General features: G+C 60.7%; 27 protein-coding genes. All 27 read right to left on the bottom strand.

The window, feature by feature from the left end; genetic code table 11:
• Positions 1-17 precede the first annotated feature (17 nt).
• Complete coding sequence (locus QME84_00925) at positions 18-149, bottom strand: hypothetical protein (protein MDI6872839.1); 132 nt, start codon at positions 147-149, stop codon at positions 18-20.
• 295 nt (positions 150-444) lie between these two features.
• Positions 445-1,059: a transcription antitermination factor NusB gene (gene nusB, locus QME84_00920; GenBank protein ID MDI6872838.1), complete on the bottom strand. Its 615-nt coding sequence runs from the start codon at positions 1,057-1,059 to the stop codon at positions 445-447.
• Complete coding sequence (locus tag QME84_00915) at positions 1,060-1,392, bottom strand: Asp23/Gls24 family envelope stress response protein (GenBank protein ID MDI6872837.1); 333 nt, start codon at positions 1,390-1,392, stop codon at positions 1,060-1,062.
• A 13-nt stretch (positions 1,393-1,405) separates the two neighbouring features.
• On the bottom strand, positions 1,406-1,966 hold the full coding sequence (gene efp, locus QME84_00910; protein MDI6872836.1) for an elongation factor P: 561 nt from the start codon (positions 1,964-1,966) through the stop codon (positions 1,406-1,408).
• Positions 1,967-2,024: 58 nt separating this feature from the next.
• Positions 2,025-3,212, bottom strand: a complete 1,188-nt coding sequence (locus QME84_00905; GenBank protein MDI6872835.1) for a Xaa-Pro peptidase family protein — start codon at positions 3,210-3,212, stop codon at positions 2,025-2,027.
• 323 nt (positions 3,213-3,535) lie between these two features.
• Positions 3,536-5,056, bottom strand: coding sequence for a pilus assembly PilX N-terminal domain-containing protein (locus QME84_00900; GenBank protein MDI6872834.1), 1,521 nt, complete (start codon positions 5,054-5,056; stop codon positions 3,536-3,538).
• Positions 5,057-5,081: 25 nt separating this feature from the next.
• Entirely contained in the window at positions 5,082-5,687 is a 606-nt protein-coding gene (locus tag QME84_00895) for a hypothetical protein (GenBank protein MDI6872833.1), read from the bottom strand.
• Positions 5,687-8,050, bottom strand: coding sequence for a hypothetical protein (locus tag QME84_00890; GenBank protein MDI6872832.1), 2,364 nt, complete (start codon positions 8,048-8,050; stop codon positions 5,687-5,689). The genes QME84_00895 and QME84_00890 overlap by 1 nt, the downstream gene beginning before the upstream one ends.
• Before the next feature lie 34 nt (positions 8,051-8,084).
• Positions 8,085-8,630, bottom strand: coding sequence for a prepilin-type N-terminal cleavage/methylation domain-containing protein (locus QME84_00885; GenBank protein MDI6872831.1), 546 nt, complete (start codon positions 8,628-8,630; stop codon positions 8,085-8,087).
• 243 nt (positions 8,631-8,873) lie between these two features.
• A complete protein-coding gene (gene aroQ, locus QME84_00880) occupies positions 8,874-9,308 on the bottom strand; it encodes a type II 3-dehydroquinate dehydratase (protein MDI6872830.1) in 435 nt (144 codons plus the stop codon).
• 80 nt (positions 9,309-9,388) lie between these two features.
• Positions 9,389-10,513, bottom strand: a complete 1,125-nt coding sequence (gene aroB, locus QME84_00875; protein ID MDI6872829.1) for a 3-dehydroquinate synthase — start codon at positions 10,511-10,513, stop codon at positions 9,389-9,391.
• Positions 10,498-11,007, bottom strand: coding sequence for a shikimate kinase (locus QME84_00870; protein MDI6872828.1), 510 nt, complete (start codon positions 11,005-11,007; stop codon positions 10,498-10,500). The genes aroB and QME84_00870 overlap by 16 nt, the downstream gene beginning before the upstream one ends.
• 190 nt (positions 11,008-11,197) lie before the next feature.
• Positions 11,198-12,355 (bottom strand): chorismate synthase, encoded by a 1,158-nt coding sequence (gene aroC, locus QME84_00865; GenBank protein ID MDI6872827.1) that lies wholly within the window; start codon positions 12,353-12,355, stop codon positions 11,198-11,200.
• A gap of 63 nt (positions 12,356-12,418) precedes the next feature.
• The gene (locus QME84_00860) at positions 12,419-13,126 is read right to left on the bottom strand and encodes a hypothetical protein (GenBank protein ID MDI6872826.1); all 708 of its coding nucleotides are present in this window, start codon (positions 13,124-13,126) and stop codon (positions 12,419-12,421) included.
• Between the two features lie 40 nt (positions 13,127-13,166).
• Entirely contained in the window at positions 13,167-13,781 is a 615-nt protein-coding gene (gene pilO / locus QME84_00855; protein ID MDI6872825.1) for a type 4a pilus biogenesis protein PilO, read from the bottom strand.
• A 4-nt stretch (positions 13,782-13,785) separates the two neighbouring features.
• Positions 13,786-14,619, bottom strand: a complete 834-nt coding sequence (locus tag QME84_00850) for a hypothetical protein (GenBank protein MDI6872824.1) — start codon at positions 14,617-14,619, stop codon at positions 13,786-13,788.
• Positions 14,619-15,680: a type IV pilus assembly protein PilM gene (pilM, locus tag QME84_00845; GenBank protein ID MDI6872823.1), complete on the bottom strand. Its 1,062-nt coding sequence runs from the start codon at positions 15,678-15,680 to the stop codon at positions 14,619-14,621. The genes QME84_00850 and pilM overlap by 1 nt, the downstream gene beginning before the upstream one ends.
• A gap of 14 nt (positions 15,681-15,694) precedes the next feature.
• Positions 15,695-15,892: a helix-turn-helix domain-containing protein gene (locus QME84_00840; GenBank protein MDI6872822.1), complete on the bottom strand. Its 198-nt coding sequence runs from the start codon at positions 15,890-15,892 to the stop codon at positions 15,695-15,697.
• A 300-nt stretch (positions 15,893-16,192) separates the two neighbouring features.
• Positions 16,193-17,419 (bottom strand): type II secretion system F family protein, encoded by a 1,227-nt coding sequence (locus QME84_00835; protein ID MDI6872821.1) that lies wholly within the window; start codon positions 17,417-17,419, stop codon positions 16,193-16,195.
• 264 nt (positions 17,420-17,683) lie between these two features.
• Entirely contained in the window at positions 17,684-18,388 is a 705-nt protein-coding gene (locus QME84_00830) for a tetratricopeptide repeat protein (GenBank protein MDI6872820.1), read from the bottom strand.
• 343 nt (positions 18,389-18,731) lie between these two features.
• The gene (locus QME84_00825; protein ID MDI6872819.1) at positions 18,732-19,523 is read right to left on the bottom strand and encodes an ABC transporter permease subunit; all 792 of its coding nucleotides are present in this window, start codon (positions 19,521-19,523) and stop codon (positions 18,732-18,734) included.
• A gap of 1 nt (position 19,524) precedes the next feature.
• A complete protein-coding gene (locus QME84_00820) occupies positions 19,525-20,448 on the bottom strand; it encodes an ABC transporter ATP-binding protein (protein MDI6872818.1) in 924 nt (307 codons plus the stop codon).
• Positions 20,449-20,454: 6 nt separating this feature from the next.
• On the bottom strand, positions 20,455-21,549 hold the full coding sequence (locus QME84_00815) for a type IV pilus twitching motility protein PilT (protein MDI6872817.1): 1,095 nt from the start codon (positions 21,547-21,549) through the stop codon (positions 20,455-20,457).
• Between the two features lie 7 nt (positions 21,550-21,556).
• Positions 21,557-23,227: a type IV-A pilus assembly ATPase PilB gene (gene pilB, locus QME84_00810; protein ID MDI6872816.1), complete on the bottom strand. Its 1,671-nt coding sequence runs from the start codon at positions 23,225-23,227 to the stop codon at positions 21,557-21,559.
• Positions 23,228-24,100 carry a shikimate dehydrogenase gene (aroE, locus tag QME84_00805; GenBank protein ID MDI6872815.1) on the bottom strand — a complete coding sequence of 291 codons (873 nt, stop codon included), beginning with the start codon at positions 24,098-24,100 and terminating at the stop codon, positions 23,228-23,230.
• A gap of 173 nt (positions 24,101-24,273) precedes the next feature.
• Positions 24,274-24,807 carry an ATP/GTP-binding protein gene (locus QME84_00800; protein MDI6872814.1) on the bottom strand — a complete coding sequence of 178 codons (534 nt, stop codon included), beginning with the start codon at positions 24,805-24,807 and terminating at the stop codon, positions 24,274-24,276.
• A gap of 15 nt (positions 24,808-24,822) precedes the next feature.
• Positions 24,823-25,312, bottom strand: a 490-nt coding sequence (locus QME84_00795; GenBank protein ID MDI6872813.1) for a hypothetical protein, incomplete at its 5' end; no start/stop codon positions are given.

Genomic DNA, 25,312 nt, shown 5'->3' with positions numbered 1-25,312 from the left:
CTACTCCTAATCCCGCATCAAGCGGCCATCTCGAGATGTCCATGGCCATACCCGGCCTCGCTCATCCCGGCTATGCGGCGCACCGCCCGGCGGATGTCGTCCTCCTCCATCACCTTGGCCTTGACCCGGAAACCCATCCCCTTGCTCAAGGCTCCAAAAAAGCCCCCCTGCGGCCGGCGCAGGAGGGCTGCCTTTCATCATCAGCTATCCCTTGCCAGCCTCACGGGACTGGATTTAAAGGTTTCATTCATCATATCACCGCCGCGGGAAGCGAACAACTCGGCGGGCACTCCACCGGCTCCCGTAGAGGCCACCGGAAGGATACCCTACCTGGCGTTTGGCGCCACAAGCCAATGAGGCCCGATCCCGGACCACGCGGTCCGCTTCGTCGCCTCCCCAGCCATGCAACGTGACAACGCCGGAGAACGAGGTCGTTCCGCGGCTTCAAACATTACTTCGACCCCCGTCCCCCTTTTCCTCTTTCGAAGCCGAAAAGCCTTCCCCCATGCCCTTCCTCTCCCGGGCCACCCGACCCAGGATGCCGTTGACGAACTTCCCGGAATCCTCGGTGGAGAAGACCTTGGCCAGCTCCACGTACTCGTTGACGGTCACTCCGGGCGGTACATCCGGAAGGTAGAGGAGCTCCGCTATGCCCAGCCGCAAAAGGTTGCGGTCCACCAGGGGCATGCGTTGCAGCGACCAGCGGTCGGCGTAGGAATTGATGAGCCCGTCGATCTCCTCCCCGTGTTCCAGGTAGGCCCGCAGCAGGCCGAGGGAGAACTCCGGCAGCTCGCCCGGGTACACGAGGCTGCTGGACCCGAAGGAGGAGAGCTCCTCGATCTCCGCCTCCTCGCCCAGGAGCAAGCGTACCCGCTCCTGGGAGATATCCGGGATGCCGTCCGGAGGCTGGGGGTGCTCCTCCACCCCCTCCTCGAGCATGCGGCTGAAGGATTCCGCGGCCTCCTCCAGGCCTTCCCCGGTGAGGTCCATCCGGTAGAGGACATCGCAGGCCAGTTTCCTGGCCAGGGTGCGCCGGCTGAAGAGCTGGGAACCGCTCACCTAAACGGCGTTCACCCCCACTACGTCCACGTTCACCGCCTCCACCGACCAACCGGTCATGGATTCCACGGCCTCCTTGACCCGGCGCTGTACCTCGGCGCCCACGGAGTGGAAATCCAGCCCGTAGTCCATGTGGACCTCCAGGTCCAGGGTCACCCTGCCCTCCGAGGGGGAGGCCTTGATCCCCTTGGTGAGGTTCTTTTTCCTGCGCCCCTCCTCCCCAGACCCACCGCGAAGAGCCACCCCCGAGGCTCCCTCCACGGAGTTGAGGGCTATACCGGCTATAAGCTCCAGCACCCCTTGGCGCAGCTTGTATTCGCCCGCGTCGAGCATGTGCCTCGTCTCCTTACTCCACCCGCTCCACGTATTCGCCGCTGCGGGTATCCACCCTCACCCGGTTGCCCACCTCGATGAAGAAGGGCACGTTTACCACCAGGCCCGTCTCCAGGGTGGCCGGCTTACTCCCGCCGCTGGCCGTGTCCCCCTTGACCCCCGGCGCGGTCTCCACCACCTCCATGTCCACGAACACCGGCGGCTCCACCGCCACCGGCTTCCCCTCGTAGAGGGGGACCTCCACGGTCACCCCCTCCACCAGGTACCTAGCCGCCTCGCCCACCTCCTCCTCAGGGATAGGCAACTGCTCGTAGGTGTCCAGGTCCATGAAAAGGTAGTTACTGCCCTCCCGGTACAGGTACTGCATGCGCCGCTTGTCCAGGACGGCCAGCTCCACCCTCTCCCCGGCGCGGAAGGTCTTCTCGATGACCGCCCCGGTCTTGAGGTTCTTCAGGCGCGTGCGCACGAAGGCCCCGCCCTTGCCCGGCTTCACGTGCTGGAAATAGATGAGGGTGTAGAGGGTGCCGTCGAGGTCCAGGGTGATACCGTTGCGGAAATCAGCCGTGGTGATCATTTCTTCAACTCTCCTCTCCCCTCTCCGTTCACGCGTCCAATTTTAACACACGCCGTATTCAGTACTCAGAGGGGTCCAAGGAACGGGGAAGGGAGGTCAGGACCTCCGCTCTCGAGGAGGTGACCAGGACCATGTCCTCCACCCGCACACCTCCCACCCCGGGAAGATACACTCCCGGCTCCACGGTGAAGACCATGCCCTCCTCCAGGACATCGCGGCTCCGCGGGGAAAGGTGCGGCATCTCGTGCACCTCCAGGCCTACCCCGTGCCCCAGGCCATGACCGAAAGCCTTGCCGTAGCCAGCTTTTTCCAGAACCTCCCGGGCAACCCGGTCCACCTCCCTCGCCCTTACCCCGGGCCTTATCCTCTCCAGGGCCCTCTCCTGGGCCTCCAGGACCAGGCGGTGTACCTTCCTGATCTCCGCGGGGACGCGCCCCAGGGCCACGGTGCGCGTGCAATCCGTGCAGTAACCCTCGAACACGACGCCCCAGTCCACCACCACGGCCCCGGTGAGCTTTGAGCCCGAGGGCCGGGCGTGCACCAGGGCTCCCCTCGCCCCACCGGCCACTATAGTCTCGAAGGCGGCGGCCTCCGCTCCCCGGCGCCGGGCGGCGAAGTCCAGTTCCAGGGCCAGCTCCCGCTCGGTGGGTCTTTCTCCCAGCCCCCGGAGCGCCTCCCGGAAGGCCGCCTCGGCTACCCGAATTCCCTTTTTCATAGCCCTCACTTCCGCCGGGCTCTTGCGGGCCCGCACCGACTGCATGTCCGCCTTGAGTGGGACCAAGGAGGCCAGCCCTCGCAGCCTCCGCCGGTACAGGGCCAGCTCCGCGCAGGTAAGGGACCGGGGGTCGTACCCGATCCTCAGGGGTCGTGGTGACGCGCTGCCCGCGGCGCCGGGAGAGGTTCCTCCTGCGGCACAGCCCGCAACGTCCCGGTCCCGCGTCCGCGCGGAACCCGGCGCCGTTCCTCCCCTCGAGCGGGTCAGTATCTCCCGCAATCCCTTGCCGAAATCCTCCTCGCAGATGAGGGTACGCAGGCCGGCCACCTCCTCCCGGGACTGCTCCCGGTAGCGGAAGTCGGTGAGGAACCATCCCGAGCGGGGGAGAAGGAGCACCAGGCCGCTGGAGCCGCTGAACCCGCACAGGTAACGCACGTCCGAAAGGCTCGTGACCAGTAGCCCGTCCAGCTCCCGCTCCCGCATCGCCTCACGGAAACGACTCCTGTGCTTGGAATATTCCGAGTCTTGCAATTCCCACCTGTCCTCGTAAGGTTCTTTCGACCAGCCCCATTAAAGCGAACGGGACTGCGCAAAACAAGATGCCCGAACCCCTCCAGGAATATGGCAACACCCGGCCCCGGATCAGTATCTCTCGTCGTTCCAGATGGAAAAGTTCCAAGGGAGCGGGAATCGATTCGGGGAGACTGAATGGCCATACCTTCCATTCATCAAGCTGCGAACCCTAAATAAGAAATGGCGTGGGAACAGGCCATTTAAACGATGCTCGCTTTTCACAACCCTTTCCTATTCTTGGTTCCCGATCGCTGGGACCTCTGAAAGGGTTGCGCCGGGGTTCATTCCTGGTCCAGGCTGATCTCCCTCCAGTTTATAACCGTGAGCTCGATGGGGAAACCGGCCACATCCACGTCCGGGGCGCGGTAATTGATGGTGCAGGTGGCAAAAAGGTTTTCCGAGCTGAAGATATTGATATCGTGCAGGGCGGTCATCTGGCAATATTGATTGTTGAACATTCCCAGGTCCACGTTTATATCCTTTCCCGCCCAGAAGAAATACTCGTTTGTGGAACCCCATCCAAGGAAAGACCAGTCGTTGTTGAAGGTTATGTCCCCTTTGCTGATGACCTGAAACTTGGAGTTGGAATTGAATTGTAGACGGTTGTTGGCAGTGAAGCTTCCCTCGCAGACGAATATACCCTTCATATTCGGCACGTCCCAGGCCACGCCGTTGAGAGTGAGATTCCCGGTGCAATAGATGACGGTCACCGAGGACGTACCGTAGGTACTTAGGTTGCCGCTGAAGGTCTTGTCGCCGATGAAGAAATTTCCCTGCTGCTGGGCTAGAGCGCGGTAGTACTCGAAGTTGGGCTCCGGCACATATACTTTATCGCAAGCGGCCTGTTGGATCGGCGCCCCCGGCGGGGTATAGATGGCCCCCAGGTCCCACCCGAAGAGTTTGTCCACCGTTTTTATAAGGGTCCCGGCATAAAGACTCCAATTTATGGAACCAGTGGTGGCCGCATATATGTAAGCCAAGGAAAAGGCGGGCGGGAAGAGCTGGGCTATGCCGTCCGCCCACAGCTCCACGGTACCCTTTTGTCCGGTGGATTTATCCCCGGTCTTGATGTTCCCGTAAAGCCTGGCGTTGACCGATCCAAACCAGCGCGGTCCCACATGCACGTAAAGCTTTCTCTTGGCCTCGATGTCGCCGTTTATGGTCAACCCGTCGCCCAGGCTGACAACGGGAGTCACGGTGATATTCACGTCCCGTTCGGCTCGAATGCCGCCCCCCAGGGAGCCGCCCCCACCTGCATTGATGGTGATGGGCGCGCCCGCGTTGATGGTTTCGTCAGCTCTTATGTTTACATCGTTTCCCGCGAACAGGAGATAGTTCTTCATCACGTCGAAGGCCTGCAGGCCACTGTAGATGACTTCCTCCCTTATCCTGCGTCGGTAGGTGGTGCCCCTCTCTACGTAAGACCCCGTAGCGGTTACGATGTAGTTGTAGGTGCCCGCAACCGGCTGGATCTCCAGCTGGTAACTCCCACCGAGAAGCTCGCCCGAATAAGTGTAAACGGTCCCCCCGGTTATCTCGTTGTTGACTATTTTGGCGTGAGCGAGATATAGAGCGGATTCAGCAACTTGGAAGGCTTTATCCTCCGGTCTGGCGTTGACCGCGCCCTGCAGGGCGGAGACCATGAGCAGGAGGCTGGCGGCGCCCAGGATGGAGAGCATGGTCAGGGCCACCAGGACGATGACGATGGCGAAACCCTCATCCTTGGGCCCGAGGAAGGTGGCCCATGCCTTCTTTCCCAACCTGCGCATCACCTTTCGCGCCCTCTTTTTTATGCCGTTCATCACACCCACATCCTTAAAGAAACCGTCACAAATTGTTGCGCAGGGTCACGCTACCGGTATAGTCCCTCTGCAGGTTTATCTTTCCCGCCCGGCGAGAGAATCGGATGGCGATATCCACGCGGTCCACGAGGGTGTTCCAACCAGCTGTTCCCGGGGTGATCTCCTCCATCGCCTTGGTGACAGGATTGAATCGATGATAGGTAAAGGTTATGCTCTCCACCCCATCCACCCATGCTTGGAGGTTATTCGGGTCGGAGCCCCGCATGAGCTTCCCGCCAGAAACGGTAAAGACCATGGCCTGAACAGTTCCGCTCCCATCCAGGTCGCCCGAGAATATAAGGGTGCTGTTGGTGCTGAAGGGATTGATGGTCGTGGCCACCCTGATCTGGCGGGTCATGGTGTCCAGTACTTTTCCTGCATCCTCTTCTATCCGGGCCAGAACATACTGGGTGGTTGAGCTGTCGGCGCCGGATTCCAACATTCCCGCCACCCCGATGAGGAAGATGATCAGGATGCCGATAACCACCATAAGTTCAGCGAGGGTAAATCCCGCCTCTCCAGGCACTATTCGGAGAACGGGTTCTTTCCGCATCCTCTCCCGGAAGTTGCGCGTTTTTTTTGCCACCGCCATTAACTCCTCAGCTCCCATCTTCCCGTGTAGGTATCCTTAATAGTATCGCCAACCCTATAGACCTCTATGTTGTAAAGACCTGTAGCGCCCGGCATGGTCCATCTAGAGGACTGAATCTGTACAATCTTGTTGGTCCGATCGTAAGTGCAATTAAAATTGCCATTTACGTCCAGACCACTACCCCATACTCTTAAGTTTGTTTGCCCATTCATGGGGAATCCCATCCCCCTCACCCGGAAGGTCGCGTAACCGGCCCCATACCAATAACTCCTCCAGGCATATGCCCTGGTTGAAGTGGTCTCATAATGCCATTCGCTACCTGAATACCACCTCTCGGCGTAAATGGCTAAGGCATACTTGGTGTCGCTGGGGGGGAGTATCTTGGCAGGCCCCAGTATGACGTCGAACTCCTTTTCGATATAATAACTTCCGAAGTATACTCTCACCTTCCAGTTATGGGTGTTGTCGCAACCGATGAGGTTGAGGTTCACCCTTATCTCGTTATCGTTGGTGACGGTGTACTCGCCCGCCAGGCTGTATTCCACCGAACCGTCGGTGATGGAAACCCCCGAGGTGGCGGAAAAGCCGTTCCCGGTGATCTTGCAGGGTATGTCGTAGTAGTTCTCGTAGAAATTGTAGCCGTTGTCGGGCACAAACCCGCCTATACTGGCATTGAAGGCCACCACCTGGAAGGGCGAACCTACGGTCCATCCGGACTGGTTGTTGTTCAGGTTCTTAACATAACCTTTGTACCAGCCCTCCGGCAGGGCGGAGAGGTTGAAGTCGGCGATCACGTAGGTATAGTTCATGACCTGCACAACGGTTCCCTGAACATAATTCCCGGCAGGTTGTCCGTTGACCACGTCGCTGCACAGGTATACCTCCACCGGGGGAGTCCCCTGCATGTTGAAATATTTCCCTTCGAAGACCAGCCTCCAGGGATTCCCCATGTTGTTATACGCCTGGTGGGAACCGGTACCGTAGACGTAAACGTCGTATACCTCGGGTATGGCCTCCTCGATCACGTATACCGCGCTGGAGAGATCCGAGGCCACGTGTCCGATCATGGTGGGTTCCTTGGTGTTCACCACCTGCATGTGATATTCACCGGGCGGAGCGCCGGTAAAGTCGAAGGTGGCCGTGATCTCGCAAGCGGGGCTGGACGCATAACCGTAGGACCCATCCGGCGCGCTTACCGCGGTGACCGTTCCATTAATCTGGTGTTCGACGTTGCCCTCATTGTCCACCTTGATCAGCCTCACCGCCGGGTATTCCACCGGGAAGCAGAAAGGCCCACCCCTAATCTTCAGCACGGCCGCATTCCAATAATTGGGGCCGGTCTTGCTGTAATCGGGATCATTTCCGAAATCGTCGATAACCGGCTTGGGGTATTGGACTATGAATCCTTCATACAGGTAGGCGGAGATTACCCCCTCCTGGCGTACCTTCACCGACCAGAAGCCGATGGCCGCCTTGGGCCTCCACGGATTGTTCGTTTCGTTATGTCCCGTATAAAGGGTCGTCCAGCCCTCGAGCACCGTGGGTGTCCACGAGGTGATGGTGATGGGGATATCCTCGTACTTGTCCCTGACCAGCCAGGCCTGGGCTCTTCCGTTGGCGTCGTTCAGGTCATCAAAGCCCCAGCCCTCAATCCTCACGTTCACGTTCACATTGGGATCGGACCAGTGAGCGGCGGCGTTGGGCTTGGTAGCATCCCTTATGGAGTCCGGCCCGGTGACGACGATCCTGGATATACCGATGTTGTAGATGGCCTCGGTGTCGGTGATGATGCTCTGCAGCACGTAACTGTCCTCTCCATCCCCCGACTGCCAGTAAACGTTCACTTTAACCAACAGTAGGTGGATGACCTGGTTGTCGCTGTTAGTGGGCCGGTCTTTCCCCACCGTTTTAGGCCCCCAGTCGCTTTTCATCACCGCCACGCCCGTGTCGTCCTCGAGATAGGAGAGCTGGACCGTCACCCGGTAGGGTTCGTATCCCGGGAAACCGCCGTAGTTGAAGTAGGTGACCTCGGGAACGGCGCTCCAATCCGGTTTTCCTTCCCCATCCGCCGGATTGCTGGTTATGGGACTTCTACTGCCCCAGAAATGATCGTCGATGTCGAAATTCAAGTTCACATCGGTATCCTTATGGGGTTCATAAAAAGGCATGGAGCGAATTTTTTCCAGGGCGGCCTGGGCGCAGCTCACGCTCTTCTGCATCTTCTCGAAGGCCCTCATTCCCGAAAAGGAAGCGTCGAACATGCGGATGATGGGGATGAGTCCCACCACTATTATCAGGCCGGCCACCAGCATCTCGGCCAGTGAAAAACCCTCTTGGTTATCCAATTTCCTTCGCAGCCACATCTCGCACTCTCCACCTCTCCAAGCCTGCAAAACATTATTGCGGATTTATTCTTCCTTGCGCATCAAGGACCACGCTGATGGTGGATCCACCCAGCCCCAGGGTGATGGTGGCGGGAGTAACGGTCTGGGTGGTTCCCCGGGGGACGAAATCGATGACCGTTGCCGTATCGTTCAAGATTTTCACACCGTTGGAAACCTCTATGTAGTAATGGCCCGCGTCCTCCGTGACCTCTTCCCCACTCACCGACCTGTCCACCGGCTCCAGGTTCCAGTTGCCGGCACTTTCCACCCGGTGAAGGAACTCGTAGGAGTTCGGGTGGGCAGCGTCCGACTGAGGATAAAAGATCAACCGGTAAGCGACATTTTCCTGGCGTGCCGCGTTCATGGCCCGGGTGAGGGCCGCTTCCACCTGCCTCTGGGCCCCCTTCAAGGCCATGGACCTGCTGGTATTGGCGTAATTGACGACCGCCAGGGTGAGCACGATGCCCAGGATAACCACGATGATGGATAACTCTATGAGGGTAAACCCCGCCTGGTCTTCCGGGTAATCATCTCCGAGGATGTTTTGCAGAAGCCTCATTTTCTCACCCCGCCACGGGCGATCAACAATTCATTGCGACTCACTCGTGTTTATCCATTTCTTATTTACATAATCGATGCTTTCCTTTCCGACCTTAACACACCCGACGGTAACCCGGGGTTAATTATCGATTAACCATGTTACGATCCTGTTACAACCCCCGGTACGCCTGTCATTTCTTTGCCATATACCGAAAGGTGTGAGAAAACTCGTCATCCGGGTAAGCCCCGCAACCCGACGCTTTTATCGCACCCACTCCGCCATAATTCTCACGGCGCTCAGGTATCCCTCCGTCCCCAGGCCGCTTATCACTCCTCTGACCACCGGGGAGACCACCGAACGTGCCCTCCATTCCTCCCGGGCGAAGATGTTGCTTAGGTGCACCTCGATGGCTGGGATGTCCAGGTCCGCCAGGGCGTCCCGCAGAGAGTATCCGTAATGGGTCAGGGCCCCGGGGTTGATTACCAGGCCGGCGGCGCGACCCCGCAGGCCCTGCAGGTAATCGATGATGGCCCCTTCGTGGTTGCTCTGGAAAAACTCCAGCTCCACCCCCATCTCGGCCGCCCTTTCCCGGAGTGCGTCCCTGACTTCCTCCCAGCCGATCGTCCCGTATATCTCCGGGTCCCGTTCCCCGAGCAGGTTGAGGTTGGGGCCGTTGACCACGGCGATAAGAGGCATGCTCGACCTACCTCCTTTCAGGATACATTAAATGATATTCCCTCCCCTCACCCGTCTTCGGCCACGCCCACGAGCAACGGTTAGGGGTATCCCATCCATCCGCGCAAGTCCTCCAGGGTCTTTCCCACCGCCTCCCTCACCAGCTCCACCGGGGGTGAGTCCACCAGAACCGGGGACTGCCAATCCCTGAGAAGCACGAAACGGATCGCCCGCCCCCGCTTCTTGTCCGCCTCCATGAAACCCAGGACCTCCTGGGCGGAGACCTCCAGGGCGGAAGGAATATACTGCAGGAGGGGGAGGAGCACGCGGAGGTGTCCCTCCTCCAGGGGGGTTCGGGACAGGCCGCTCCGCTCCGCCAGCCGGGAGGCCATGATCATCCCCAGGGCCACCGCCTCGCCGTGGCGCAGCAGCCGGTATCCGGCAGCCGCCTCCAGGGCGTGGCCGAAGGTATGCCCGTAGTTGAGGAAGGCGCGTACTCCCTTCAGGTCCCTCTCGTCCGCCTCCACCGCCTTCACCTTGTGCTCCGCACAGCGGCGCACCAGGGAGGTGAAATCGTATCCCTGCGGTGGCCTCCCCTCCGGCCAGCCCTCCATCTCCTGGAGGATCTCCCGGTCGTAGAGGAAACCGTACTTGGCCACCTCGGCCAGCCCGCTCAACAACTCCCTCTCCGGAAGGGTCTCCAGCACCGAGACGTCGGCTATCACCGCCTCGGGCTGATGGAAACAACCCACGGCGTTCTTCCCCTCTAGGAGGTCCACCCCCGTCTTCCCTCCGATGCTCGAATCCACCATGGACATCAGGGTGGTGGGAAGCTGCAGGTAGCGGACCCCCCGCATGTAGGTGGCGGACAGGAAACCGGCCAGGTCACCCACCACACCACCTCCGAAGGCCACCACCAGGTCCTCCCGGGTGAATCCCTCCCGGATGAGGTGGCGGTATCCCTCCTCCACCACGCGGAGGTTCTTGTTCTCCTCGCCCTCGGGAAAGGTGAACCAGGCCACACGTGCCTCTCCGGATAACCCTGCCTGGATGGCCTCCTCCAGGATCTGGCCGTATCCCTCCCGCAGGGTTGGATGGGTTACTACCGCCACCCGTGCGGGGGCGAGGCGGCGGAGTGCCTCCGGAAGCACGCGTCCGTAAATTCCCCGCCCCACCGAGATGGGATATTCCTTCCCTCCCGCCCGGACCATCAGTTCCGCAACCATATCCCCGCTATTTCCTCCACCACTTCCTCCACCGAGCGGCCGTCGGTGTCCACCACGTAATGGGCGGCCTGGCGATAGGCCTCCTCCCTCCGGGAGAGGAGCTCCTCCACCCGCTCCGCCACTCGCCCACCCGCCAGGAGGGGTCGTCCCTCCCCTCCACCCACGCGCCGCAGGATGCTGTCCCTGCTCGCTCGCAGGTAGAACACGGTGCATCTATCTCGCAGGAGCCTCACGTTCTCGGGGCGGACGACGATGCCCCCGCCGCAGGCCAGCACTATCCCCTCCTGCTGCAATTCCTCGCGCAGGGCCCGGCTCTCCCGATCGCGAAACCCCTCTTCCCCTTCGCGCTCGAAGATCTCCTCCACGCTCATGCCCGCTTCCCTGGAGATGGCCTCGTCGAGATCCACGAATCCCATCTTCAGCCTATGGGCCAGGAGGCTTCCCACCGCGCTTTTCCCCGCTCCCATGAAACCGATGAGGGTCAGGTTCTTCACCTCTCCTTACATCCCACCTTTCCCTTTCCGCGAGCGTTCCGCGTAGGACACTTACCATTACGCAAGGTGTTCATGGTCATGCGAGCCAATCCCTCCGCGGATAGCTCCCCGGTAATACATTATTTCCTTGGTCATCTTCCCGTGATTACCAGTATCCATAACAGTTGAAGGACAGTTGAAGGCCTACCCCTTAAAAGGACCTGTGGCGCCTGACAAGTTCCCGGAAACGGACCTCCAATTCCTGCAGGCTGTCGCCGCCGAGTTTCTCCAGCAGGGCGTCGGCGAGTACGAAGGCTAGCGCCGCTTCGGCGATCACCGCCGCCGCCGGAACGGCGCACACATCGGCCCTCTCTACGGCCGCCCGCACCCTCTCCTTGGTCAATAGGTCCACGGTCTCTGGGGGGGAGGCCAGGGTGGGGATGGGCTTCATTGCCGCCCTGACCACCACCGGCTCACCGTTGGTCATCCCCCCTTCCAGCCCTCCGGCGCGGTTGGTCGGCCGGTAAAACCCCCTCCTGCGGGAATGACAGATGGGGTCTGCCGCCCTGGAGCCCCGCAGGCCCGCCAGCCGGAAACCCTCCCCGATCTCCACTCCTTTTACGCCCTGGATGGACATGACCGCGGCCGCCAGGCGCGCGTCCAGCCTCCGGTCCCAGTGCACGTGGCTCCCCAGGCCGGCTGGAACCCCGTAGGCCACCACCTCGAAAACGCCACCCAGGGTGTCGCCCTCCCGTCGGGCGCGGTCCACTTCCTCGCGCATACGTCGCGACGCTTCCGGATCAAGGCAGCGCAGGGGGTCGCCGTCGGCGCCCGCCATCTCCTCCCGTCGCGGCAAGGCCTTCCTGTCCGGGACCCTCACCTCCCCCACCTGGAGGATGTGGGAATGCACGTGAATGTCGAAGCCGGCGAGGAGGGACTTGGCCAGGGCACCCGCGCACACCCTGCCCACCGTCTCCCGGGCCGAGGAACGCTCCAGTATGTCCCTTATATCCCTTGTCCCGTACTTGAGCACTCCCGCCAAATCGGCGTGGCCGGGCCGAGGCCTGGTGAGGGGTTCGACCTCCACATCGCCGCCGGGGGACATTATCTTCATCCACTTCTTATATTCAGCGTTTCTAACCAGCATGGCCACCGGGCTTCCCAGGGTACGTCCCCCTCTCACCCCGCTCAGTATCTCCACCTTGTCCTTTTCCAGGGACATGCGGGCTCCCCTGCCGTATCCCAACCTCCTTCGTGCCAGTTCGGATTCGAGGAATTCACGGCTCACGGGAATTCCCATGGGCATGCCCTCCACAATGGTAATTATCCCAAATCCATGTGACTCACCGGCATCCAGGAACCTCAACATCCTTCTTCCTCCTGAAATTTAAAGGGGGCGGCTCCCCGCCGCCCCCTCTCCCTCATCCCGATCTCATATCTTCCGCAGCTGGTTCACCTTGAGCTCGTAGGACTCGTCCCCGCAGGTGAGGATGACCGTCTGCTCGTCCTTTATCTCCTGCACCTTGAAGACCTCGGCGAAGGAGTTTCCGGCCTTCAGCTTCTCATACCGGGTATCGTTGACCTTGATGTCCGCATAGCGTATCCCCCGTATCTCGTAGATGTCGGTGACCATCACCACCCGCTGGGATACGTCGGTGGTGACTGGGGTGGCGGAGGGCGCAGAGGTCACCGGGGCCCCGGTGGTGGTGCCGGTCGTCCCTCCAGCCTGCGCCTCATAGTTGGGGAAGCCGAGCATCTGCCATTCCTTGCTGGCCAGGTTCCCGGAGTTCTTCCGGAGGGTTCCCACTTCACCCATCAAGGGATAGAAGGGATCGTTAAGTACCCATACCTCAACGTAGGGTATCTCCCCCAGCTGCTGCTCCATCTCCTCCATGTGAATCTGGAACTTCTGCTCCACCATCCGGGAGGCCAGAGCCTCACCATCCAGTTTCAAGCTTCCTTTCCCGGAGAGCAGGGACTGCGAAAGGGTTCCGGATCCGGATCTCTCCACTCCCGGCTCGGCGGCCATCACCAGGACGGCCGTCACCATCAGGGCCAGCGCCATCCCTACCAGCAGCCTGGTCCTTACCGGCTTCAGCCAAGTTCCCTTACCTGTTTCTATCTTTCTTTTCCTTTTCATAAATCCTTATCACCCGTTCTTGCTCTCGAGGCCTCAGGCTTTAAGGTGTGCCTCCGCCTGCTCCGCCGGCACCCGCTCCCCCGCCGGGAGCGGTGATCAGACCCTCGATACCCTGCGTAGTGGTGAAAAACACCCTGAAGGTGATTACGGCCTGGATGTAAGGAAGCCCGGCATCCGCCTCCTGGATTTCCAGCTTCACCACCTTCACCGAGCGTGGGAGGCGCTCGACGTGATTGAAGAACTCCACTAGGTTGAAATATCTCCCATTGAACGTGGCCTCGCAGGTCATCGTGTAATAGTTCTGAGCCGCCACGGGTATGGAGGGGGTGAAGGAGAAGAAATCCAGGCCCGCCTCCTCCGCAGCGTGGTCTATCTGCTCAATAACGTCGGCCAGCTCCACGTTCTCGGGGATACGCTGCTTGAGCACCTCTATCTGCCTGGTAAACTGCTCCGGATCTTTCTCGAGCTGCTTCAACTGGCTGAGACGGTTCTGTTCCGTTTGGATGCTGGTCTCCACCTCGGCGATACGGTCCTCCACCTCCCCCACCTTGTTCCTCTGGGGAAAGACGATCAGGAAGAGGCCCAGGACCAGCACGATGACACAGATGATGGCCACCGCCAACAACCATAATCCAGCCCCTACTCTTATCCTCATCTCGTCAGCCTCCCGTGGTCCCGGAGGCAGCCTCAGCCCGCCAAACGGCTTTTTCGGGATTCCACTGACCGGTGATGGTGAACTGGATGGCCCAGTCGCTGAAGGACTCCTCCTGCGTTTGAGTGACTCCCTGCGCGTCGGTCGTCGTCACCATCCGGGTCTCGGTTATGGTGGTCTGCGTGGAATCGGTTATCCACAGGTTCGACCATTCCTCCATGTTCTGCAGGCGCACGAAGAACTCCGCCACCTTGGGATGACCACGGAAATAATAGTAGTAAGGATAAGCATCCAGAAACCCCCTGGCCTTGAAGTCGCTGGCCCGGGGAAGCCAGGTCTGGATGGAAAGCCAGGCCGGAGTGGCGTAACCCTTTATCTGTATCGGGGTACCTCCACCGGCCTGCTGCCCCGCGGGGGCTCCCCCGGCCACGGCCTCGAGGGGCTGCGCGTCAATGGTGAGGCTGGTCAGCCAGATGGTGGGAGCCCGGGGGTTGGAAGCGGTGGCCAATCCCTCAGGTACGCACATGGCCAGGTCGTTGAGCATTTGAGCCCAGGGCACCCTGCCGGCGTTGGCCTGCTGGTAGAGGCTCTGCAGGGCCTTCAGCTCCTTCTGTTGAGCCTCGAACCTCTCCATGGGCTTGGTCTGCTTCTTGAGCTCCTCGAGCTCCGCCTGCCTCTGCTTCAGGGTCTCCTCCTTGCCCGCCTTCTGGGCGTTGAAGAGGATATAGAGGCCGGCGATGATGATTACAGTCACCAGGCCCATGAGCACAATCCAGGGCACCAGATGCGGCCGCTCGACCTTCTCCTTTATCTCCGGCGGCAGGAGGTTTATCCTGGTCATTACTCAACCACCTCCCGCAGGGCCAGTCCCACGCATACCGCCACCGAGGGCTCGATCTCCGCGAGCTCCTCCGGCGTGTAGGGCAGTCGCCCAAGCTGCACGTTCTGAAGGGGCCTGCCGATCTCCACCGGCATGCGCAGGCCACGGTTCATCTCCTGGACCAGGTTCACGGTGAGGGAGCCGCTCCCGGAGACGATGACCTTCCGGAAGGCCCTCTCCTGGGTTTGGGCGATGTAATAGTCGATGGAACGCCGTATCTCCCCCACGAAGCCGAAGATGTCCTGCTGCAGAATTTCCTGGGCCTCGGGATTGACCACCTTCCCGCGGCGCACCGCTTCCGCCTCCTCCCACTGCATATCCAGGCGGTTGACTATGTTCCTCACGAAATCGTCCCCGCCACGGAGCAGGAAACGGGCGAAGCGGGGAACGTTCTCCTTGAGGATGGTAATATTGGTAATACCCGCCCCCACGTTTATCAGGCACACGGCCTCCGTCTCCTCGTAGGCGGCCTGCAGCTCCGCCAGGGGTATGAGGGAGCGGGGGAGGGCAAAGGCCTTCAGGTCGATCGTCGAGGGTGTCAAGCCTGCCTCCCGCAGCACCTCGATGAAGGTGTTGATCATCTCCTTGTGGGCGGCCACCAGGAGCACGGTGAGCATGCGCTCCTCCTCGGCGGTCATGAACTCCTCGATGATGTCGTAGTCCAGGATGGCGTCCTCGACGGGTATGGGGATGAACTCCTGAACCTGGAAGCGTAGGGCGCTGTCCAGCTCTTCCTTCTCCATGTAGGGCAGCTCGATGGGGCGCACGATGACCTTCTGGTTGGCGATCCCCAGGATGACCGATTTCTCCTTGATTCCGGTTACGGACCAGAGTTCCTTGAGTGCCTCGGCCAGGGTTACCCCGTCCTCCACCTCGCCGTCCCGAACCACTCCCTCGGGAATGGGGACCATCCCCAGGTTAGAGAGGACCGGCGCTTCCTTTCCAAGGGTCACCTCGGCGACCTTCACCGAGTTGGAGCTGATGTCCAGGCCTACGTAGACCTTGCTCTTCCTGGGGCTCATGCCTACCCCCGATCTCAACCCTTGTCCACCCTCTGGGTACCCCTGGAGAGGTACTCGTTGACGTCGCTTTCCTTGATGCGATAATTCTTTCCCACGCGTATGGCCGGTATCTGGCCACTCTTCACCAGCCGGTACACGGTCATGTTGGAAACCCTGAGGATGTTGGCCACCTCATTGACCGTCAACAGCTTATTGCCGCTCTCCCCAGCCACTTATCCTCCAAAATATACACTTCTTCTCGACCGGTACACAATCCTTTCCTTGCTTCCAAGAAACTCCGCCCTCCATGATTCAACAATAAACGGCACTAAATTAATTCGCCCACAATGGCAACTAACTTTAGCACTTTTTTATATTTTTCACACTTTTATAAAAAGATATATTTCCATCATTTTATTTGTCAATAGTTTAAAAATTTAACAAATCCGGGCCGTCCGAGTTCCGTTTCCTCCCCATGCACGGCAAAATCGATGAGCAACGCAATCTTTGACCGCTCTTTGGTGGCCTTTGCCTCAACCCTGCTTCGAAAACTGAGATATGAGCGAGAATATAGGCATGTAGAGCGAGATGACGATGGTGCCCACCACCACGCCCAGGAAGACGATGAGGACCGGTTCCAGCAAGGAAGTCAGAGCCTCGACGGTAGATGAAACCTCCGAGTCGTAGAAGTCCGATACCTTGTTGAGCATGGTGTCCAGGGCACCGGTTTCCTCCCCGATGGCCAGCATCTGGGTGACCATGGGTGGAAAGAGTGGACTCTGGCTCAAGGGCTTGGCGATGGACTCGCCTTCCTTGACGCCTGCCCGAACGTTCTCCACGGCCTCCGCCACCAGGACGTTGCCCACCGTGCTGGAGGTGATTTCCAGGGCTTGTAGGATGGGCACCCCGCTGGCCACCAGCGTCCCGAGGGTGCGGGAGAAGCGGGACAGGGACATCTTGTGCAGCAGCGGCCCGAACACGGGAAGCTTGAGCTTTAAGGAGTCGAGCTTCCGCCTCCCTGCGGGGGTCTTCAACCAACGGCGCAGCAGCACAACGCCTCCAATGACCACGGCCAGGAGTATCAGTCCCTTCCAGCTGGCCAGGAAGTGGCTGATGCCCACGATTATTCTGGTCAGGAAGGGAAGGGTGGCCCCCATGTCCCGGAACATCTTCTCGAAAATAGGCACCACGAAGATGAGCATTACGAAGAGGAGCAGTATGGAGATGGCGAACATGGCCGCCGGATAGGTCATGGCCGACTTTATACGGCGACGGATCTCGTCTTCGCTCTCCAGGGTGTTGGCTATACGCAGCAGTACGTCGTCCAGAACGCCGCCGATCTCGCCCGCCTTCACCATGCTGGTATAGAGGTCCTTGAAGATGTTGGGGTGCTTCGACAGGGCATCAGAAAGGGAGCGCCCCATCTCGACCTCGTGCTGCACGTCGCTTATCACCTCGGTGAGCACCGGGCTCTCCGTCTGCTCGGAGAGGATGCTCAGGCACTTCACCAAGGGGAGGCCGGCGTTGATCATGGTGGCGAACTGGCGAGTGAAGACGGTTATATCCTTGGATTTTACCTTGGGCTGGAATATGCGGATCTCCCGCTTGGTTATGGGAACCCTTTCCTCCTCGACGGCGATGACGAAATAACCCATCTCCCGGAGCCGCTGGGATACCGCCGCCTCGTTGTCCGCCTCCAGCTTGCCGGTGACGATCTTCCCCTGACGGTCCCTCACCCGGTAGGAATAGGTATGAGCCATGCGGGTCTCCTCTTCCCAGCCCCTCTATAACCGACTTTTTTAAGTTATAACCATTTCAACAAATTTGTCAACAATTTACAATTCTATTCATATTCAACATCTCTTATCACGCTTATATATTTATCGTAAATTTTTCCTACACCTTTAACGGACCTCCACCCACAAACCGCCTTCGTTCCCCCCACGGCCAGGCCGGGCTCCTAAAGCATTCTGGGAGGCTTTTCGGACCCTCCCTCCGGTAAGCTTTCCGCGCCGCCACAATGCTCAGTTCCCCAGGCCTTCCGGTAGCAGTTGCCCGCAGCTGGCGTTGATCCTCCCGACCAGTTCGATTACCTCCTCCGCGTCGAGGTCCCCGGTCAGGAGCTTCACGCGGTCCCCGGTTATCATTTTCAAGTACACCTTGCGTGCGTCTTCCTTTCTGCCGAGCTTCTCGTACATGACTATCAATCCTCTGGATATGGTGAACATGCCGACGATACCCGGGCGCAGGGAAAAGGCCTCTTCGAAGGCCTCCAGGGCTTCCTGGTATTTTTTCTCCCTCAACATCAGGTCGGCGAGGCTGAAATACAGGTCGGCGGATTCCGGGTTGGCCCGTATGCCCGCCAGGTTCAATTTCAGGGCTTCTTCCCTCCGTCCCGCATCGTACAGCAGCCCGGAAAGAATATAGTAAGCGTCCACGTAGTGGGGATCGAGGTAGGTGATGATCTGGAAATAGGGGATGAGTTCGGCGTCGTTCCCGTATACGTGGTACAACTTGTCCGTCTTGATGAAGAAGGTGTAGGCGAAATACTGGCGAATACCTCCCATGAAGCGGGCCAGACTGGCCGAGGAGGGGAAATTCCCCGTCCTTTCCCTGGAACCGGCGGGCGTGCGGTCCAGTCCCGCCTGGAAGGCCGCGGCCAGGGACAGGAGCGTGACCACCAGGACCACAATCCACTTCCAACCGCCTCTTTTCAGGCCGTCTCCCACCTTTGTACTCCTGCCCATATCCATAAGTTACCCGTGCGGCGCCGGACTTTCCGCCCTGCTGTACCGCCGAAAACCAGGCGCATACGCTACCGCCAGGGCTTCCCCTTAATCGCCCGGTAAAACGTCATGGCTCCCCACGATTCCCGGGAAACAACCGCCTCCCCGCACAACAGGGGAGATTTTCCATGTATTCCCTGGGCCGAGATTTTCCCTCTTCCCGGGGAATACCGATTCCTTCGATCCTTCCCCCATCCCCGGAGGACCGGAAGACAGTCTTCACAGCATCCACGGTATTCTTCCGCCGCTTCCGGAAACCCATTTTCCGGGTGTGCCCGGAGGCCGCTCAAAGGTCCTTCCTTTCCAGCAGGAAAGCCCCCAGGGCCAGGAAGGCAGCCGCAAAGGCCGCCGCCAGGCCCAGCAAGAGCAGTAGCTCCGGAGCCCCCACGCGGAAGACCCTCTCCCCGTGAGCCACGGTCTCGTTTATATTCAGCCTCTCCAGGTTGGGTAGCAGATAGTAGAACAGGCCCGCCAGTCCCCTCAGTGCCGCCGGATGGCCGGCGTCGGTCATGGTCCGGTAGAGGAAATCGCCTTTCACGTGGCAGATGACGTAGAAAAGCCCGGTGAGGAGCACGCAGACTACGGGGCTCAGGTGGACGGAGGCCAGCATGGCCACCGCGGCCAGCACCGCCCCCTCCAGGAAGACGGTGAAGAGCGCCTTGGCCAAGCCCGTGCTGAACACGCCGAATTTGACGCCCACAAAAGCCAGAACCACTGGGTAGGCTACCAGAAGGCTCATGGCCAAAACGGCCAGTATACCCAGGTACTTTCCCAGAAAATAGCGTTTCCTGCTCACCGGGCGCGAAAGCACGTTGTAGATGGTCCTCTTTCCCATCTCTCCCGGGAGGATGGTGGAGGCCATGATGACCGCCAGGATGAAGGCCATGATGCTCACCAGCCCTAGTGCGGCCTCCCGAGCCAGGTCCAGCTGCACTCCCACCTCCGACGAGGGCAGCATGGGCACCAGGAGGATGAGGATGACAGTGAAGGCGAGGAGGGCGTAGAAGACCTTGCGGTGCAGGGCGTCCTGCACCACACCCCAGGCCACGGTGACCAGGTCGGCGGCCTCCTTCCTCATCTCAGCCGCCACCTCCCTTCCCCACTCTCTCCAGGAAGAACTCCTCCAGGCTCATGCGCCTCGGCCCCACCCGTTCCACCTCCAGCCCGGCGTCAAGGAGGACCCGGAGGATGCTCCCCAGCGCCTCCCGCGGCACGATTATCCCGGTGCGGTCGCCGGTCCAGGTCGCCGTTGCGGGAAGGTCCGGTCCCTTACCCTCGGGGGGAGGGGAAGCCAGGGTCACCAGGAACTCGTCGCGGGAGCGGAGGAGCTCGTCCAGAGCCCCGGAAGCCACGTTCCGGCCCTCGGAGATGATGGCCACCCGGTCGCAGATCTCCTCGATCTCGGAGAGCTGGTGGGAGCTGAGCAGGATGGTAACCCCCGATCGGCGCAGGCTTTCCAGGAGGTCTCTCACCTCTATCTTGCCCAGAGGATCGAGGCCGGTGGAGGGTTCATCCAGGATCAGGAGCTCTGGTTCCGCCAGGAGGGCCTGGGCCAGGCCCACGCGCTGCAGCATTCCCTTGGAAAATTTTTCCATAGGAAGGTCTCCCACCTCCCCCAGGCCCACCAGGTTCAGCAGGTGCGCGGTCCGCGCCCGGATGCTCTCCCGGGACATCCCCGAGAGCCTCCCGTAATAGCAGAGCAGCTTCCGTGGGGTCATGTAGAGCTCGAAGTAGGGCTGCTCGGGGAGAAAGCCCACCCGGGCTCGCGCCCCGGGGTCCGACCCCTCGCCGCCGAAAAGGTATATCCTTCCCCTCTCCGGCCTCACCAGCCCCATGATCGCCTTTAACGTGGTGGTTTTTCCCGCCCCGTTGGGCCCCAGGAGACCCACCACGCTCCCACGGGGCACCTCCAGCTCCAGGCCCCTCAGGGCCGGACGGGGAGGCAGACCAAGCCTTGAAGGATAACTCTTGTGCAAATCCTCTATGCGGAGGACCACGTCCATGGCCGCTTACCCTATCAGCCTCTCCATCTCGTCGCGGTTGTTGCAGCGGGACATGGCCACCTCGTAGGATATGACGCCCCTCTTGTACAGGGCGGCGATGGACTGGTCCATGGTCTGCATCTTGTACTGGCCCCCGGCCTGCATGGCCGAGTAGATCTGGTGCACCTTGGCCTCCCGGATGAGGTTGCGGATGGCCGAGGTGGCCACCATGACCTCCACCGCGGGGACCCTGGACTGGCCGTCCTTGGTGGGCAGCAGCTGCTGGGTGACGATGGCCTGGATGGTGGAGGCCAACTGCAACCGCACTTGCTGCTGCTGGTAGGTGGGGAAGACGTCGATGATACGGTCGATGGTCTGCGGCGCATCCTGGGTATGCAGGGTGGCGAAGACCAGGTGGCCGGTCTCCGCGGCGGTGAGGGCCGTGGAGATGGTCTCCAGGTCCCTCATCTCCCCCACCAGGATGACGTCCGGGTCCTGTCGCAGCACGTACTTGAGGGCATTGGAAAAGGAATGGGTGTCGCTACCCACCTCCCTCTGGTTGACGATGCATTTCTTGTGCACGTGGAGGAACTCGATGGGGTCCTCCACGGTGATGATGTGCAGGTTGCGGTTCTCGTTGATGACGTTGATCATGGCCGCCAGGGTGGTGGACTTGCCCTGCCCCGTCGGCCCGGTCACCAGGACGAAACCGCGGGGAAGCATGCAAAAGTCGTAGAGCACCGGGGGCAGGTTCAGCTCCTCAATGGTCTTGATGCGATAGGGGATGATGCGGAAGGCGGCCCCGATGCTGTTCCTCTGGAAATACACGTTGACCCGGAAGCGGGCGCTTCCCGGCACGGAGTAGGAAAGGTCGAACTCCAGGTTGCTCTCCAGCTGCTCCCGTTGCCGGGCGGTGAGAATGCTGTAGACCATGTCCCGGGTGTCGTTGGAGGTTAGCCTGGGATATTCTTCCAGGCGAACCAGGACCCCGTTGATGCGCATGATGGGCGGCGCCCCCACGGTTATGTGTAGGTCGGAAGCGCCCCTCACCAGGACTTCCTCCAGCAGCTCGTTGATGTCCAGCTTGGCCACTAACCTCTCCTCCTCTCGGACGGTTTTCAACCCACCCCTACATGATGACCCTCAGCACCTCTTCGAGTGAGGTTATACCCTGCCTGACCTTTATGAAACCTTCCTCGCGCAGCGTGCGCATGCCCTCCGACCTGGCCATCTCCGCGATCTCCACGTGGGGGGCGTTGCGGGCCACCAGGTGCTCGATGTTCTCGGTCACCTCCAGGACCTCGAAGATGCCCACCCGTCCCCGGAACCCGGTGTTGTTGCAGGCCGGGCATCCCCGGGGCCGGAAGAGGACGTGCTCGTCCCCGTCCTCCCACCGGAAGCCTATTTTCTCCAGGTATTCCTCGTCGGGCTCGTAGGGCTCCTTGCAGCGCTCGCAGAGGCGGCGGGCCAGGCGCTGCGAGCTCACGCAGTCCACCGCCGAGGCGATAAGGAAGGGCTCGATGCCCATCTCCAGGAGGCGGGTCAGGGCGCTGGGGGCGTCGTTGGTGTGCAGGGTGGAGAGCACCAGGTGCCCGGTGAGGGCAGACTCGATGGCTATCTGCGCCGATTCCGGGTCGCGGATCTCCCCGATCATCACGATGTCCGGGTCGCAGCGCAGGATGGACCTCAGGGCGGCAGCGAAGGTCAGTCCCGCCTTGTAGTGCACCTGCACCTGGTTGATGAGGGGGAGGCGGTACTCCACCGGGTCCTCCACGGTGATGATGTTCTTCTTGATGGTGTTGAGCACGTTCAGGGTGGCGTAGAGGGTGGTGGTCTTGCCGCTCCCGGTGGGCCCGGTGACCAGTATGGTGCCGTAGGGCTTGTTGAAGCTTCTGGAATATTTTTCCAAAATATCCTCGCTGAAACCCAGTTCCTCCAGGCTCATGAGAGAGGTGCTCTTGTCCAGGATGCGCAGGACCACCTTCTCCCCGTGGATGGTGGGCAGGGAGGCCACGCGCAGGTCCACCGGCTTGCCCATGACCTCCACCGAGGTGCGCCCGTCCTGGGGGAGCCTCTTCTCGGCGATATTCATGTCCGCCATGACCTTTATCCTGGCCACCACGCCGGGGTGGATCTGCTTGGGATTGCGCCTTATCTCGTGGAGGACGCCGTCGATGCGGAAACGGATGCGCACGTCGTTCTCCATGGGCTCGATGTGCACGTCGCTGGCCCGGTCGGCCACCGCCTCGGAGATGAGGAGGTTCACGTACTTCACGATGGGGGCGTCCTCGGCATCCGCCGCTTCCCCTACCTCCTCGGCCACCCTTTCCGCGAACTCTTCCGCCCCGAGGTCCAGGTCGGCCTCGGAGCGGCAGTAACGGTTGATGGCCGCGATGATGTCCTCCTTCGTGGCCACCACCGGCTCCACGTCCATACCGGTCATGATGCGCACATCGTCCAGGGCGAAGACGTTGGTGGGGTCGGCCATGGCCACCAGGAGCTTATCTCCCTCGAAACCGATGGGAATGAGGGTATAGCGGCGCGCCATTTCCGCATCTACCAGGGAACAGGCGGAGATGTCCACGTCGTAGTTGGCCAGGTCCACGTAGCGCAGCCCGATCTGGCGGGCCAGGATGGAGGTCAGGGCGCCCTCGCTGACCATCTTCATGTCCACGAGGACCCTTCCCAGGGGCTCGCCGGTCTCTCGCTGCCTCTCCAGGGCCTGCTGCAGCTGTTCCTCGGTGATGATCCGGTTCTTGACCAGTATCTGGCCCAACCTCTCCTTCTTGGGCTTCTCCATCTAACGCGCCGCCTCCGTGCTGCATCTTTTCACCGCTTTCCGGTACGCTTCGCGCATGGCCTCTAGGGGGGCGGGCATCCCCGTCCACAGGGTGAAGGAGGCCGCCGCCTGGTGGATGAGCATCTCCCTTCCATCCGCCACCCTGGCCCCCCTTTCCGCGGCGGAACGCAGGAAGGCGGATCGGCTACCGTATTTCAGGTCTATGGCCCACTTTCCTCCGCCAAGGCCCGAATAGTCGAGGGGCAGTTCCTCCCCCTCCTCCCCGGAGAGGGGGGTGCAGTTTACCACCAAGTGGCATTGGTGCAAAACTTTCGCGCCCTCCTTATCCAGCTTCTCAACCCTAATTTCGGTAGAGGCACCCGCGCCCTTTAACCTCTCCATCAGTTCGAGGGCCCTGGATTCCGTCCGGTTGAGTACGTATACGGTCCGGGCGCCCTCCCGCATGAGGGCCAATGCCACCGACCTTGCTGCGCCGCCCGCCCCGAGGAGCCCGACCGTACTTCCGGCCACCTCTACACCTTCCTCCCGGAGCAAACCCTGGAAACCGGCGGGGTCGGTGTTGTAACCCACCAGGCGACCTTCTTCGACCACCAGGGTGTTCACCGCACCTAGTATCACCGCTTCTCCGCGCAGCTCGTCCGCCAGCCTCGCCGCCTCGACCTTGTGCGGTATGGTCACGTTGGCCCCGCGAAAATCCAGGGCCGGCAAACCCCGCAAAGCTGCCGGCACGTTCTCCGGCCTGACGCGAAGCGGAACGTACACCCAGTTCATCCCCAGGGCCCTGAAGGCGGCATTGTGCAGGGTCGGGGAAAGGGTATAGTCTATCCCGTGCCCAACTAACCCCACCAGCCGCGTATTACCATCTATTTCCATTAACCGCGCGTCCTTTCTTCTTCGTGTTCATTCGCGAAACAAGTTTTCACGCGCCTTAAGAGGATATATGACCGGTTTGAAACGGCATCCCGTATCCCAGCTTCCCTATTTTAACCGCTTTACCCGGACACGGAAACGGGCCACGGCGGAAGAGCCTTTGCATCCCTTCGCTCTCACTTGTCCAGGGTCTTGAGGATGTCGTAGAGGAGCCCCAGGAGCACCTTCTTCACGTCTTCTTTCTCCAGGGCATTGCAGGGGATGACTTGAACATCGCCGTCGATGTTCAGCTCCCTGCGTATCCTCTCAATGAGGGCCTGGTGGTCCCCGTCCGGCATGCGGGTGGCCCCCACTACGAAGGGGGCATCGGAGAGCGTGGAGAAGAACTCGAGGATGCGCCTGCCCTCCGGGAAGGTCTCCGGGCGGCTGGCGTCCAGCATGAGGATGTATCCGAGCATGCCCTCGGATAGGATCTGCCACATGAAGTCAAACCTCTCCTGGCCGGGGGTCCCGAAGAGGTAGAGTACTATGTCCTTGGAGATGGTGATGCGGCCAAAGTCCATGGCCACCGTGGTCTCCGCCTTCACCCTCCGCGTGGAATCGGAGATGGCCCGCTCAGTGGAAACGATGGCAATCTCACTGATGCTCTTGATGAAGGTGGTCTTGCCCGCGCTGAAGGGCCCGGTGACCACGATCTTGAAGGAACGCAACTCTTCCTACACCCCTTACAACCTCTTGATGCCGTCGATGATGCGCATGATCAAGCTCTTGGTTACCGCCTTGTCCCGTTTCACCTTGGGTACCGGCTTCCCCTTTTCTATTTCCTCCACCTTGCCCTCTTCTCCTTTTGGTTTTATGGGTATCTTGATCTTCTTGGTCGGCTGAGGTATGGCAGCCCCGGTGAGCTCCGCCAGCTCCCTCTCCAGGGAATAGCTGTCGATGTCCAGCTCGCCGTAATCCACCTCCGCCACTTCCCGGGAGGTCGGAGCCGCGCCGGGCGCTGTATCAGCAAGTTCCTCTCCGGTTCGGGCCACTGTCTCCATCGGCTTTTCCGCCTCCGGAGTTAACGGATGGACCACCGGACTTACCGTTTCCGCCGCTGATGCAGCGGCCGGCTCCACCTTCCTCCTCGGCTCGGCCTCCTCCGGCGGGGCGATCTCCTCCGCCGGGGGCGCCTCGGGGGCGGGGGGGGCTTCGACCAGGCGCTCCAGGAGG

The sequence above is a fragment of the Actinomycetota bacterium genome (assembly GCA_030019255.1).
Taxonomy (GTDB): domain Bacteria; phylum Actinomycetota; class Geothermincolia; order Geothermincolales; family RBG-13-55-18; genus Solincola_A.
This window is presented reverse-complemented; position numbering and strand designations above follow the sequence as displayed.

Bases quoted from the DNA above. Each gene is read 5' to 3' on its own strand.
- pilM (MDI6872823.1), bottom strand. From the start codon at position 15,680: ATGAGCCCCAGGAAGAGCAAGGTCTACGTAGGCCTGGACATCAGCTCC.
- aroB (MDI6872829.1), bottom strand. From the start codon at position 10,513: ATGGTTGCGGAACTGATGGTCCGGGCGGGAGGGAAGGAATATCCCATC.
- aroQ (MDI6872830.1), bottom strand. From the start codon at position 9,308: ATGCCTCTTATCGCCGTGGTCAACGGCCCCAACCTCAACCTGCTCGGG.
- QME84_00885 (MDI6872831.1), bottom strand. From the start codon at position 8,630: ATGAGGCTTCTGCAAAACATCCTCGGAGATGATTACCCGGAAGACCAG.
- QME84_00890 (MDI6872832.1), bottom strand. From the start codon at position 8,050: ATGTGGCTGCGAAGGAAATTGGATAACCAAGAGGGTTTTTCACTGGCC.
- QME84_00860 (MDI6872826.1), bottom strand. From the start codon at position 13,126: ATGAAAAGGAAAAGAAAGATAGAAACAGGTAAGGGAACTTGGCTGAAG.
- QME84_00895 (MDI6872833.1), bottom strand. From the start codon at position 5,687: ATGGCGGTGGCAAAAAAAACGCGCAACTTCCGGGAGAGGATGCGGAAA.
- QME84_00820 (MDI6872818.1), bottom strand. From the start codon at position 20,448: ATGGACGTGGTCCTCCGCATAGAGGATTTGCACAAGAGTTATCCTTCA.
- pilO (MDI6872825.1), bottom strand. From the start codon at position 13,781: ATGAGGATAAGAGTAGGGGCTGGATTATGGTTGTTGGCGGTGGCCATC.
- QME84_00825 (MDI6872819.1), bottom strand. From the start codon at position 19,523: ATGAGGAAGGAGGCCGCCGACCTGGTCACCGTGGCCTGGGGTGTGGTG.
- efp (MDI6872836.1), bottom strand. From the start codon at position 1,966: ATGATCACCACGGCTGATTTCCGCAACGGTATCACCCTGGACCTCGAC.
- QME84_00850 (MDI6872824.1), bottom strand. From the start codon at position 14,619: ATGACCAGGATAAACCTCCTGCCGCCGGAGATAAAGGAGAAGGTCGAG.
- QME84_00915 (MDI6872837.1), bottom strand. From the start codon at position 1,392: ATGCTCGACGCGGGCGAATACAAGCTGCGCCAAGGGGTGCTGGAGCTT.
- pilB (MDI6872816.1), bottom strand. From the start codon at position 23,227: ATGGAGAAGCCCAAGAAGGAGAGGTTGGGCCAGATACTGGTCAAGAAC.
- QME84_00900 (MDI6872834.1), bottom strand. From the start codon at position 5,056: ATGAACGGCATAAAAAAGAGGGCGCGAAAGGTGATGCGCAGGTTGGGA.
- aroE (MDI6872815.1), bottom strand. From the start codon at position 24,100: ATGGAAATAGATGGTAATACGCGGCTGGTGGGGTTAGTTGGGCACGGG.
- QME84_00835 (MDI6872821.1), bottom strand. From the start codon at position 17,419: ATGGCTCATACCTATTCCTACCGGGTGAGGGACCGTCAGGGGAAGATC.
- aroC (MDI6872827.1), bottom strand. From the start codon at position 12,355: ATGTTGAGGTTCCTGGATGCCGGTGAGTCACATGGATTTGGGATAATT.